This window comes from Streptomyces prasinopilosus (assembly GCF_001419695.1).
GTDB classification, from domain to species: domain Bacteria; phylum Actinomycetota; class Actinomycetes; order Streptomycetales; family Streptomycetaceae; genus Streptomyces; species Streptomyces prasinopilosus.
In genome coordinates this window covers 1-12,626 of record NZ_LIRG01000477.1, presented here as the reverse complement: position 1 = coordinate 12,626, position 12,626 = coordinate 1, and the positions used below count along the sequence as shown (strand labels likewise).

The following is a 12,626-nucleotide window of genomic DNA, read 5'->3' as shown; positions in this document are numbered from 1 at the left end:
CCACTACAACACGCCGCACGCGCTCCTCGTACCGTTCGTCGCCCAGGTGCTCCCGGGCCCGCGCCTCGCACAGCTCGTGCGGCGTGTTGTAGTGGGCCGAACCGAACAGCCGCAGCCCCACCGACGGCCACATCCGGTCCGCCGCCCCCTGGAGCACCGCCGCCTCGGCCGCACTCCCCTCCGTGACGGTGACCAGGGCGAGCAGTTCCAGCGCCAGCACCGAACCGAGCAGGTCGCTGAAACCGTGGGCGCCGTCCAGGCAGTCGGTGAGCAGTTCCCGGGCCCCGGCGGGATCGCCCTCGCACCAGGCCGCGTACGCCAGCACGTACAGCGCGTAGGTGCGGGCCCACCGCTCGCCGTGCTCCTCGCACACCCGGCGGACGTCCTCGCACATCCGCACCGCGTCCGGCAGGGCCCCGTGGAAGGCGCGGGCCATCGCCAGCTCGATCCGGGCCATCAGCACATTGCTGTTGAGCTCCCCGATCCCGTCGTACCGCTCCAGCGCCGAGCGCAGCAGCGTCTCCGCGCGGGACACGTCGTCCGTGACCAGCGCCAGGCAGCCGGCGCGGTGCTCCGCGTACGCCAGCGCGGTGGGGTCCGCCGCCCGCTCCGCCCGGCGGCGGCACTCCCGGAGCGCGGCCAGCGCGGGCCCCGTGTCGCCCTGGAGGATCGCCACATGGGCGAGCACCCACAGGGCCTTGAGCCGGGGCCGCTCGTGACCGGAGTCGATCCGCACCGCCTGTTCCAGCCAGTGCCGTCCCTCGGCCAGCCGCCCGCAGCCCACCCAGGAGAACCACAGCGAACCCGCCAGGTGCTGCCCCAGATGCGCCTCGTCCGGGTCCGTCAGGCCCACCTCCAGGGCGCGGCGCAGATTCGGCAGGTCCGCCTCGACGCGCGCGGCGATCTCGCGCTGCCGCGGCGAGAACCAGTCCAGCTCGCACCAGGTGGCGAGTCCCACGTACCAGTCCCGGTGCCGCCGCGCGAGCCGCTCCGCGTCGCCCACGCCCTCCAGCCACTCGGCGCCGTACGCGCGCAGCGTGTCCAGCATCCGGTAGCGCACCCCGGCCGGGGTCTCCTCGCGGGTCACCACCGACTGCGCGAGCAGCGCCGACAGGACGTCGAGGACGTCACCTGCGGCCAGCCCGTTCCCCCCGCACACGTACTCGGCGGCCTCGAGGTCGAAGTGCCCCGCGAACACCGAGAGCCGCGCCCACAGCAGCCGCTCCTCGGGCGTGCACAGCTCATGGCTCCAGCCGATCGCGGTCCGCAGCGTCCGGTGCCGGGGCAGGGCGTCCCGGCCGCCGCCGGTCAGCAGCCGGAACCGGTCGCCGAGCCGTTCCAGCACCTGCTCCGGCGACAGCGCGTCCAGCCGGCCGGCGGCCAGCTCGATCGCGAGCGGGATGCCGTCGAGACGCCGGCACAGCTCCCGCATCTGCCCCTCGTCCCCGGCGCCCGCCGCATGCTGTCCCGCGCGCACCGCCAGCAGCCGGACCGCCTCGTCCTCGCCCAGCGGGGCCAGCGGTACCAGCCGTTCCCCGGCCACGGACAGCGCCCGGCGTCCCACGGCGAGCACCCGCAGCCCCGGAGCCCGGCGCAGCAGATCGGCCACCAGGTCGGCGCAGGCGTCCACCAGGTGCTCGAACCCGTCCAGCACCAGCAGCAGCCGGCGCTCCGCCAGATGGCTTCGCAGCGTCTCGCGCGGCAGCCGGGCGGTGTGGTCCGTCAGACCCAGGGCCTCCACCACCACGTGGTCGACGAACTCCGCGTCCCCGAGCGCCGCCAGCTCCACCCGCCAGACCCCGTCCCGCGGCGCGCGCCGCGCGGACGCCCGGGCGGCCAGCCGCGACTTGCCGACCCCGCCGGGTCCGGTCACCGTGACCAGCCGCGAGGCGTCGAGCGCCCGGGACAGTTCGTCCAGTTCCGCCGCACGGCCCACGAACGCGTCCGGCTCCAGCGGCAGGTTGCCCTCCGCACCCCGCGACGGGCCGCCCTCCGCCGGTGCGCCGCCGCACCCGATGTCCCCCATGGGACACGGAGCGTACTGAACCGTGTTCAGTCCGTACAATCCCTTCCCCCGACTCCGCCCGCGGCGGGCGGTAATCCGGTACGGAGTCCCGCCGGTGGCGCGATAGGCTCGGTGCACGAATTTCTCGATGCCCTCGATGTCTCAGGCACGTTTCTCAGGGAGCAGGTGCGCACAGTGTCCGGTGGAGAGGTGGCCGGAATCCTGGTGGCCGTGTTCTGGGCGATCCTGGTCTCCTTCCTCGCCGTCGCACTGGCGAGGCTGGCCCAGACGCTCCGGGCGACCACCAGACTCGTGGCGGACGTGACCGACCAGGCCGTCCCGCTGCTGGCCGACGCCTCCACCGCGGTGCGCTCCGCGCAGACCCAGATCGAGCGGGTCGACGCGATCGCCTCCGACGTCCAGGAGGTCACCTCCAACGCCTCCGCCCTGTCGACCACCGTCGCCTCCACCTTCGGCGGCCCGCTGGTCAAGGTCGCCGCGTTCGGCTACGGCGTGCGCCGGGCCGTCAGCGGACGCAGGGAGGGAGCGGCCGCCAGGACCGAGCCCGCGAAGGCGCCGGACCGCACCGTGATCGTGGGCCGCACCGTCCCGGGCACGCGGCGGGCCGGGCGCACCCGGGGAAAGAAGGACTGACCCAGCGATGTTCCGCCGTACGTTCTGGTTCACCACCGGCGTCGCCACCGGTGTGTGGGCCACCACCAAGGTCAACCGGAAACTGAGGCAGCTGACGCCCGAGAGCCTCGCCGCGACCGCGGCGAACAAGGCGATCGAGGCCGGCGGCCGGATCAGGGACCGGGCGGTGGACTTCGCACTCGACGTCCGCGACCACATGGCCCGGCGCGAGGCCGAACTGGGCGACGCCCTCGGTCTCGACGCCCGCGTCGACCGGGAACTCCCGGCGTCCCGCCGGTACACCGCCATCGAGAACCGCAACAGCCCGAAGAACGAACCGCGGTACGCCGAGGACCCGGCGCACCCGACGAACCCGTACAACCGGAATGAGGACCACTGATGGAGTCGGCCGAGATCCGCCGCCGCTGGCTGAGCTTCTTCGAGGAGCGCGGGCACACCGTCGTCCCTTCGGCGTCGCTCATCGCGGACGACCCGACTCTGCTCCTCGTCCCGGCCGGCATGGTGCCCTTCAAGCCCTACTTCCTGGGCGAGGTCAAGCCGCCCTTCACGCGCGCCACCAGCGTCCAGAAGTGCGTGCGCACGCCGGACATCGAAGAGGTCGGCAAGACCACCCGGCACGGCACGTTCTTCCAGATGTGCGGCAACTTCTCCTTCGGCGACTACTTCAAGGAAGGCGCCGCCGAGCTGGCCTGGGAGCTGCTCACCAGCCCCCAGGACAAGGGCGGCTACGGTCTGGACCCCGAGCGCCTGTGGATCACGGTCTACGAGGAGGACGACGAGGCCGAGCGCATCTGGCGCGACGTCGTCGGCGTGCCCGCCGAGCGCATCCAGCGCCTGGGCAAGAAGGACAACTACTGGGACATGGGCGTCCCCGGCCCCTGCGGCCCCTGCTCCGAGATCAACTACGACCGCGGCCCCGAGTTCGGCGCCGAGGGCGGCCCCGCCGTCAACGACGAGCGGTACGTGGAGATCTGGAACCTCGTCTTCATGCAGTACGAACGCGGCGAGGGCGCGGGCAAGGACTACCCGATCCTCGGCGACCTGCCGAGCAAGAACATCGACACGGGCCTCGGTCTCGAGCGGCTCGCCATGATCCTGCAGGGCGTGCAGAACCTGTACGAGATCGACACCTCCATGGCCGTCATCGACAAGGCCACCGCCCTGACCGGGGTCCGCTACGGCGACGCCCAGGACTCGGACGTCTCGCTGCGCGTGGTCACCGACCACATGCGCACCTCGGTCATGCTCATCGGCGACGGCGTCACCCCCGGCAACGAGGGCCGCGGCTACGTGCTGCGCCGCATCATGCGCCGCGCCATCCGCAACATGCGCCTGCTCGGCGCCACCGGCCCGGTCGTCAAGGACCTGGTCGACGTCGTCATCGGCATGATGGGGCAGCAGTACCCCGAGCTCGTCACCGACCGCGAGCGGATCGAGAAGGTCGCCGTCGCCGAGGAGAACGCCTTCCTCAAGACGCTGAAGGCCGGCACCAACATCCTCGACACCGCCGTCACCGAGACCAAGCAGGCCGGTGGCACGGTCCTGTCCGGCGACCGGGCCTTCCTGCTCCACGACACCTGGGGCTTCCCGATCGACCTCACCCTGGAGATGGCCGCCGAGCAGGGCCTCTCCGTGGACGAGGACGGCTTCCGGCGCCTGATGAGGGAGCAGCGGGAACGGGCCAAGGCCGACGCCCGGGCCAAGAAGACCGGCCACGCCGACCTCGGCGCCTACCGCGAGATCGCCGACCGGGCCGGCGCCACCGACTTCACCGGCTACAGCGACACCGAGGGCGAGTCCACCGTCGTGGGCATCCTGGTCGACGGCGTCTCCTCGCCGGCCGCCACCGAGGGCGACGAGGTGGAGATCGTCCTGGACCGCACCCCCTTCTACGCCGAGGGCGGCGGACAGATCGGCGACACCGGGCGCATCAGGGCCGACTCCGGCGCCGTCATCGAGATCCGCGACTGCCAGAAGCCGGTCCCGGGCGTCTACGTGCACAAGGGCGTCGTCCAGGTCGGCGAGGTCACCGTCGGCGCCAAGGCCCACGCCTCCATCGACGAGCGCCGCCGCAAGGCCATCGCCCGCGCCCACTCGGCCACCCACCTCACCCACCAGGCCCTGCGCGACGCCCTCGGCCCGACGGCCGCCCAGGCCGGCTCCGAGAACCAGCCCGGCCGCTTCCGCTTCGACTTCGGCTCGCCGTCCGCCGTTCCGACGGCCGTGATGACCGACGTCGAGCAGAAGATCAACGAGGTGCTCGCCCGCGACCTGGACGTGCGCGCCGACGTCATGGGCATCGACGAGGCCAAGAAGCAGGGCGCCATCGCCGAGTTCGGCGAGAAGTACGGCGAGCGCGTGCGCGTGGTGACCATCGGCGACTTCTCCAAGGAGCTGTGCGGCGGCACCCACGTGCACAACACCGCCCAGCTGGGCCTGGTGAAGCTGCTCGGCGAGTCCTCCATCGGCTCCGGGGTGCGCCGCATCGAGGCCCTGGTCGGCGTGGACGCCTACAACTTCCTCGCCCGCGAGCACACGGTCGTCGCCCAGCTCCAGGAGCTGATCAAGGGCCGCCCGGAGGAGCTCCCGGAGAAGGTCTCCGCCATGCTCGGCAAGCTCAAGGACGCCGAGAAGGAGATCGAGAAGTTCCGTGCCGAGAAGGTGCTCCAAGCCGCCGGAGGCCTCGCCGAGTCCGCCAAGGACGTCCACGGCGTCGCCCTGGTGACCGGGCAGGTCCCGGACGGGACCACCGCCGACGACCTGCGCAAGCTGGTCCTCGACGTACGCGGCCGCATCCAGGGCGGCCGGGCCGCCGTGGTCGCCCTGTTCACCACCGTCAACGGCAAGCCCCTGACGGTCATCGCCACCAACGAGGCCGCCCGCGAGCGCGGTCTCAAGGCCGGTGACCTGGTCCGCACCGCCGCCAAGACCCTCGGCGGCGGCGGTGGCGGCAAGCCGGACGTCGCCCAGGGCGGCGGCCAGAACCCGGCCGCCATCGGCGACGCCGTGGACGCCGTCGAGCGGCTCGTGGCGGACACGGCCAAGTGAGCGGACCGATGGACGATCCCTCGGAGGGCCGGGTCATGCGCCGCGGCCGACGGCTCGCGATCGACGTCGGGGACGCCCGGATCGGGGTCGCCTCCTGCGACCCCGACGGGATCCTCGCCACCCCGGTCGAGACCGTCCCCGGCCGGGACGTGCCGGCGGCCCACCGGCGCCTCCGCCTGCTCGTGGAGGAGTACGAGCCGATCGAGGTCGTCGTCGGCCTCCCCCGCTCCCTCAAGGGGGGCGAGGGCCCCGCGGCGGTCAAGGTCCGCGGCTTCGCGCGGGAACTGGCCCGCGGGATCGCCCCGGTGCCCGTGCGCCTCGTCGACGAGCGCATGACGACGGTGACGGCGAGCCAGGGGCTGCGTGCCTCGGGCGTGAAGTCGAAGAAGGGACGCTCCGTCATCGACCAGGCCGCCGCCGTGATCATCCTCCAGCAGGCCCTCGAATCCGAACGGGTGTCAGGCAATGCACCCGGTGAGGGCGTCGAAGTGGAGAGGTGATCGCGGTACGGTAACGTTCCGCGCGATGCGGTGGCGTTCGAACAGCCGCCGCGAAAGAGAGGCGGAACGGACGCCGGCCACCCCCACAGCCGCGTGACCGACGCCTCGCGGCTCTAGGGGATCGATGACTGAGTATGGCCGGGGCCGAGGCTCCGAACCGTGGCATCCGGACGACCCGTTGTACGGGGACGGCGGATGGGGAGGGCAGCAGACCCAGCAGGGTCAGCAGCCCCCCTACGACGGCCAGGCGCAGCACTACCCGCAGCAGCCGCAGCAGCAGCAGTACGGCGACTGGGGCACCGCCGAGCAGCAGGGCGGGTACAGACAGCAGCAGTACGGGCAGTACGACCAGCTGCAGGACCACCCGCAGCAAGGTCACCAGCAGCAGTACGGCGACCAGCAGTACGGGCAGCAGTACGCCCCCCAGCAGGCGCAGCACCCGGAGCAGCAGTATCCGGAGCAGCAGCACCAGGATCAGCCGCACCCGGACCAGCAGCAGTACGACACGGGCGGCTGGCAGACCGGCGCCCAGGCCCACCCGCAGGACCCGTACGCGGCGGCCGACCCCGCGGACCCGTACGGGCAGCAGGGCGGGGCGTACGGCGACCAGCAGCCCGACCACTACGCGGCCCCCGACGCCTACCCGCCGCCGGAGCCCCCGGCCCGGCGCGGCGCCGAGCCCCGGCGGCGGCCGGAGCAGGACGAGGAACCGGAGCCGGGGGCCGACTGGGACCCGGGCCCCGACCAGGGCGAACACGCCTTCTTCTCGGACGACGGTGAGGACGAGGACGAGCGCGACGAGCCCGGCGACCGTGGCGAGCGCCGCGGCAGGGGCGGCAAGGGCACCAAGGGCGGCAAGGGCACCAAGGAGAAGAAGCGGCGCAACGGGGTCGCCTGCCTCGTGGTGGCGGTCGCCCTCGGCGGCGGCGTGGTCGGTGTGAGCTATGTCGGCTGGCAGTTCGTCAAGGATCGTTTCGGCAGCCCCCCGGACTTCGAGGGCGACGGCAACGGCGAGCAGGTGGCCGTCACGATCCCCAAGGGTTCGACCGGGTACGCCATGGGCCAGGTGCTCAAGAAGGAAGGCGTGGTCAAGAGCGTCGACGCCTTCGTCGCGGCCCAGGGGAGCAACCCGCAGGGCAAGACGATCCAGGACGGCGTCTACACGCTCGAGCTGGAGATGTCGGCCGCGAGCGCGGTCGAGCTGATGCTCAGCCCGAAGAGCCGCAACAACCTGATCATCGCCGAGGGCCTGCGCAACGGCGCCGTCTACAAGCTCATCGACAAACGCCTCGAGCTCGACGACGGGACGACCGAGGAGATCGCGGAGAAGGACTGGAAGAAGCTCGGCCTGCCCGACTGGGCGGTGAACGGCGGGGACGTCAAGGACCCGCTGGAGGGCTTCCTCTACCCGTCCAGCTACGCGGTGGGCAAGGGTGCGAAGCCCGCGGACGTACTGAAGGAGATGGTGGGCCGGGCCGCCGGGAAGTACGAGGAACTGCGGTTCGAGGAGAAGGCCGAGAGCCTCGGCCTCGAAGGACCGTGGGAACTGGTCACGGTGGCCAGCCTGGTGCAGGCCGAGGGGAAGACCCACGACGACTTCCGCAAGATGTCCGAGGTCGTCTACAACCGCCTCAAGCCCACCAACACCGAGACGAACCAGCTGCTCCAGTTCGACTCGACCTTCAACTACCTGAAGGGCGAGAGCAACATCGACATCAGCGAGTCCGAGATCAACAGCAACAAGGACCCGTACAACACCTACACCAACAAGGGGCTGCCGCCCGGCCCCATCGGCAACCCCGGGGACGACGCGCTGACCGCGGCCCTGAAGCCGACCGAGGACGGCTGGATCTACTTCGTGGCCACCGACGGCGTGGACAAGACGGAGTTCGCCAAGACGCACGACGAGTTCCTGAAGCTGAAGGAAAAGTTCAATGCCAGCTCGGGCAGCTGACCGTCGCCGGGCCGCCGTCCTGGGCTCCCCGATCGCCCACTCCCTCTCCCCGGTCCTGCACCGCACGGCCTACGCGGAGCTGGGACTGGAGGGCTGGACGTACGACCGGTTCGACGTCGACGAGAAGGCGCTGCCGGGCTTCCTCGAGACGCTCGGGGACGAGTGGGCGGGACTGTCCCTGACCATGCCGCTGAAGCGGGCCGTGATCCCGCTGCTGGACGGCGTCAGCGACACCGCCGCCTCGGTCGACGCGGTCAACACCGTCGTCCTCACCGGGGACGGCCGCCGGACCGGGGACAACACCGACATCCCCGGCATGGTCGCCGCCCTGCGCGAGCACGGCATCGACCAGGTGGACACCGCCGCGATCCTCGGCGCCGGCGCCACCGCGTCGTCCGCGCTCGCGGCACTCGCGCGGATCTGCACGGGTGAGGTCACCGTCTACGTCCGCAGCGAGGTCCGCGGCGCCGAGATGCGCCGGTGGGCCGAGCGGCTGGGCGTGGCGGTGCGCGTCGCCGGCTGGGACGACGCCGAGCGGGCCCTGCACGCCCCGCTGGTGGTCGCCACCACCCCGGCGGGTGTCACCGACGGGCTCGCCCGAGCCGTCCCGGAACGCCCCGCGGCCCTCTTCGACGTGCTCTACGACCCCTGGCCGACCGTTCTCGCGGCCCGCTGGTCGGCGTACGGCGGCGCGGTGGTCGGCGGCCTCGACCTGCTGGTGCACCAGGCGGTGCTCCAGGTCGAGCAGATGACGGGACGCTCCCCGGCCCCGCTGGACGCCATGCGGAGGGCGGGGGAACGGGCGCTCGCGGCCCGGTAGGAGCCCGTCCGGTTCCGCGGGGACGGGAGCGGGGCGAGGACGCGCCTTCCCGTCCGCGGGCACGTCACCGGCACCGGTGAGGTCCCCGATCCCCGAGCCCGTGCCGGGCCTCCCGCCCGACCGGGCGCGGAGCACGTGCCGGTCCCGGCCGGTCTCGCCGTCGCGCCCCGAATCGTCGGGGCCGAACGCGGGACCGCCCGCCGGCGCCACCCGTGCGGGCCGGCCGGTCCGTGCGGCGGGAGCCCCGTACGGACAGGGCGCCGGAGCCGGCCTCCCGGGCCGGTGCGCGCCGCCCGGCCGACCCGCACGCCCCGTGCGGGGCACGCCGGAGCGGAACGGTGCGGACCTCCCCGGACCCGCGCTCCCCGACAGCGGAGCCCGGGGGACGGCCGGGCCCGATGCCCGGGACCGGCCGCCGGAGCCGGGGCCGGACCGCTCCGTCAGGACCCCGGGACCGGCCGCCCCTCCGCCCCGCCGACGCCCGTCCGACTGATGGACCGGCGACCGGACACGCCGCCCGAACGTGGGAGGATCGGACGTGGCGGGCCGGGGCCGCGCACCCCGTCGCGCCACAGCCGTACGCGATCACGCGCGTGCGCAGGGCAGTACCGGGCGCGAGCATGGAGGAGCACCGTTGAGCAGGTTGCGCTGGCTGACCGCGGGGGAGTCCCACGGTCCCGCACTCGTCGCGACGCTGGAGGGTCTTCCCGCCGGCGTGCCGATCACCACGGACATGGTGGCGGACCATCTCGCGAGGCGGCGGCTGGGCTACGGCCGCGGTGCCCGGATGAAGTTCGAACGGGACGAGGTCACCTTCCTCGGCGGCGTGCGGCACGGCCTCACCCTCGGCTCCCCGGTCGCGGTCATGGTGGGCAACACCGAGTGGCCGAAGTGGGAGCAGGTCATGGCCGCCGACCCGGTCGACCCCGAGGTGCTGGCCGGCCTCGCCCGCAACGCCCCGCTGACCCGCCCGCGCCCCGGCCACGCGGACCTCGCCGGCATGCAGAAGTACGGCTTCGACGAGGCCCGTCCGATCCTGGAGCGGGCCTCCGCGCGCGAGACCGCGGCCCGCGTGGCGCTGGGCGCCGTGGCCCGCTCGTACCTGAAGGAGACGGCCGGCGTCGAGATCGTCTCCCACGTCGTGGAGCTCGCGGCCGCCAAGGCCCCCTACGGCGTGTACCCGGTCCCGGCCGACGTGGAGCGGCTGGACGAGGACCCGGTGCGCTGCCTGGACGCGGACGCGTCGAAGGCGATGGTCGCGGAGATCGACCAGGCCCACAAGGACGGCGACACCCTCGGCGGAGTCGTCGAGGTGCTGGCGTACGGCGTACCGGTCGGCCTCGGATCGCACGTGCACTGGGACCGGCGGCTCGACGCCCGGCTGGCCGCCGCCCTCATGGGCATCCAGGCGATCAAGGGCGTGGAGGTCGGCGACGGCTTCGACCTGGCCCGGGTGCCCGGTTCGAAGGCGCACGACGAGATCGTCGCCACCGACGAGGGCATCAAGCGCTCCTCGGGCCGCTCCGGCGGCACCGAGGGCGGCCTGAGCACCGGTGAGCTGCTGCGGGTGCGGGCGGCGATGAAGCCGATCGCGACCGTGCCGCGGGCGCTGAGGACCGTGGACGTCGTCACCGGCGAGGAGGCCGCCGCCCACCACCAGCGCTCCGACGTGTGCGCCGTACCGGCGGCCGGCATCGTCGCCGAGGCCATGGTCGCCCTGGTCCTCGCGGACGCGGTCGCGGAGAAGTTCGGCGGCGACAGCGTCACCGAGACCCGCCGCAACGTGACGTCCTACCTCGAGAACCTGGCCGTCCGGTGACTCCGCTGATCGTGCTGGTCGGCCCGATGGGCGTCGGCAAGTCCACCGTCGGACACCTGCTGGCCGAGCGCCTGGGCGTCGGCTACCGGGACACCGACGACGACATCGTCACCGGGACGGGCCGCAGCATCGCCGAGATCTTCGTGGACGAGGGCGAGCCCGCCTTCCGCGCGCTCGAGAAGCAGGCGGTGCGCACCGCGCTCGCCGAGCACGAGGGCGTCCTGGCCCTGGGCGGCGGCGCCGTCCTCGACGCCGGCACGCGCGAGCTGCTCGCCGGACAGCGGGTCGTCTACCTGTCGATGGACGTCGAGGAGGCGGTCAGGCGCACCGGGCTGGGCGCCGCCCGCCCGCTGCTCGCGATCAACCCGCGCAAGCAGTGGCGCGAACTGATGGAGGCCCGGCGCCCCCTGTACGAGGAGGTCGCCACGGTCGTCGTGGCCACCGACGGCCGCACGCCGGACGAGGTCACCCGCTCCACCCTGGACGCACTGGAGATGAAGCAAGCATGAGCAGCGAGGCAGTGACGCGGATCCGCGTCGGCGGCACCGCGGGCACCGACCCGTACGAGGTCCTGGTGGGCCGGCAGCTCCTGGGCGAGCTCGGCGGGCTGATCGGGACCGCCGCCAAGCGGGTCGCGGTCGTGCACCCCGAGGCCCTGGCCGAGACCGGCGAGGCGCTCCGCGCCGACCTCGCCGAGCAGGGCTACGAGGCCGTCGCCATCCAGGTGCCGAACGCGGAGGAGGCCAAGACCGCCGAGGTCGCCGCCTACTGCTGGAAGGCGCTCGGCCAGTCCGGGTTCACCCGCACCGACGTCATCGTCGGCGTGGGCGGCGGCGCCAGCACCGACCTGGCCGGGTTCGTGGCCGCCACCTGGCTGCGCGGGGTGCGCTGGATCGCGGTGCCGACCACGGTGCTGGCCATGGTCGACGCGGCCGTCGGGGGCAAGACCGGCATCAACACCGCCGAGGGCAAGAACCTCGTGGGCGCCTTCCACCCGCCCGCCGGTGTGCTGTGCGACCTCGCCGCCCTGGACTCCCTCCAGACCAACGACTACGTCTCCGGACTGGCCGAGGTCATCAAGGCCGGCTTCATCGCCGACCCGGTGATCCTCGACCTCATCGAGGCCGATCCGCAGGCCGCCCGCACCCCGCAGGGCCCGCACACCGCCGAACTCATCGAGCGCTCGATCCGGGTCAAGGCTGACGTCGTCTCCTCCGACCTCAAGGAGGCGGGCCGCCGGGAGATCCTCAACTACGGCCACACGCTCGGGCACGCCATCGAGAAGAACGAGCGCTACAAGTGGCGCCACGGCGCGGCGGTGTCGGTGGGCATGCACTTCGCCGCCGAACTCGGCCGGCTCGCCGGCCGGCTGGACGACGCCACCGCCGACCGGCACCGCACCGTCCTCGCATCGGTCGGGCTGCCCCTGCACTACCGCCACGACCAGTGGCCCAGGCTGCTGGAGAACATGAGGGTCGACAAGAAGTCCCGCGGCGACCTGCTGCGCTTCATCGTCCTCGACGGCCTCGCCAAGCCCACCGTGCTGGAGGGGCCGGACCCGGCGGTCCTGCTCGCCGCGTACGGAGAAGTGGCGCAGTAGCCCCCGCGGACCCCGTCCCCGCCGGGCGGGGCGATGCCCGGCGGGGACGGGGCTCCGTCTCACCGTGCCCCCTCCTCACCGGGCAGCCGGCCCGGCGGGCCGGGCACGCGGGGCCGGTTTCGGCCGTTCACCGGGCAACGGCAGGGGCGGTAATCGTTCGAACAGCGGCTCCGACGCTCTAGGCTGTCGGGGAGCGCGGGGCCACCCTGCCCTCAGTGCTCGCCGC

Annotated in this window: 10 protein-coding genes; 9 read left to right on the top strand and 1 reads right to left on the bottom strand. The window is 73.1% G+C overall.

Annotated features, from left to right (window positions below; all coding sequences use genetic code 11):
- A partial coding sequence (locus AOK18_RS19935) for an ATP-binding protein (RefSeq protein WP_055695249.1) occupies positions 1-2,026 on the bottom strand: 2,026 nt, incomplete at its 3' end.
- A gap of 174 nt (positions 2,027-2,200) precedes the next feature.
- Here AOK18_RS19935 and AOK18_RS19930 point away from each other — a divergent pair.
- The 9 genes from AOK18_RS19930 to aroB all read left to right on the top strand — a co-directional run bounded on the left by AOK18_RS19930 (position 2,201) and on the right by aroB (position 12,400).
- Positions 2,201-2,659, top strand: coding sequence for a DUF948 domain-containing protein (locus AOK18_RS19930; RefSeq protein ID WP_055573961.1), 459 nt, complete (start codon positions 2,201-2,203; stop codon positions 2,657-2,659).
- Positions 2,660-2,666: 7 nt separating this feature from the next.
- Positions 2,667-3,038, top strand: coding sequence for a hypothetical protein (locus AOK18_RS19925; protein ID WP_055695248.1), 372 nt, complete (start codon positions 2,667-2,669; stop codon positions 3,036-3,038).
- The gene (gene alaS / locus AOK18_RS19920; protein ID WP_055695247.1) at positions 3,038-5,707 is read left to right on the top strand and encodes an alanine--tRNA ligase; all 2,670 of its coding nucleotides are present in this window, start codon (positions 3,038-3,040) and stop codon (positions 5,705-5,707) included. The genes AOK18_RS19925 and alaS overlap by 1 nt, the downstream gene beginning before the upstream one ends.
- A gap of 35 nt (positions 5,708-5,742) precedes the next feature.
- Positions 5,743-6,207 (top strand): Holliday junction resolvase RuvX, encoded by a 465-nt coding sequence (ruvX, locus tag AOK18_RS19915; RefSeq protein WP_055695250.1) that lies wholly within the window; start codon positions 5,743-5,745, stop codon positions 6,205-6,207.
- A 124-nt stretch (positions 6,208-6,331) separates the two neighbouring features.
- Positions 6,332-8,161, top strand: coding sequence for an endolytic transglycosylase MltG (gene mltG, locus AOK18_RS19910; RefSeq protein WP_055695246.1), 1,830 nt, complete (start codon positions 6,332-6,334; stop codon positions 8,159-8,161).
- Entirely contained in the window at positions 8,142-8,981 is an 840-nt protein-coding gene (locus AOK18_RS19905) for a shikimate dehydrogenase (RefSeq protein ID WP_055695245.1), read from the top strand. Before mltG ends, AOK18_RS19905 begins: the two co-directional genes overlap by 20 nt.
- 634 nt (positions 8,982-9,615) lie before the next feature.
- Positions 9,616-10,800, top strand: coding sequence for a chorismate synthase (gene aroC, locus AOK18_RS19900; RefSeq protein ID WP_055572067.1), 1,185 nt, complete (start codon positions 9,616-9,618; stop codon positions 10,798-10,800).
- Entirely contained in the window at positions 10,797-11,309 is a 513-nt protein-coding gene (locus AOK18_RS19895) for a shikimate kinase (protein WP_074995562.1), read from the top strand. Before aroC ends, AOK18_RS19895 begins: the two co-directional genes overlap by 4 nt.
- Entirely contained in the window at positions 11,306-12,400 is a 1,095-nt protein-coding gene (gene aroB, locus AOK18_RS19890; protein WP_055572068.1) for a 3-dehydroquinate synthase, read from the top strand. The genes AOK18_RS19895 and aroB overlap by 4 nt, the downstream gene beginning before the upstream one ends.
- The last annotated feature ends 226 nt before the right edge of the window (positions 12,401-12,626 follow it).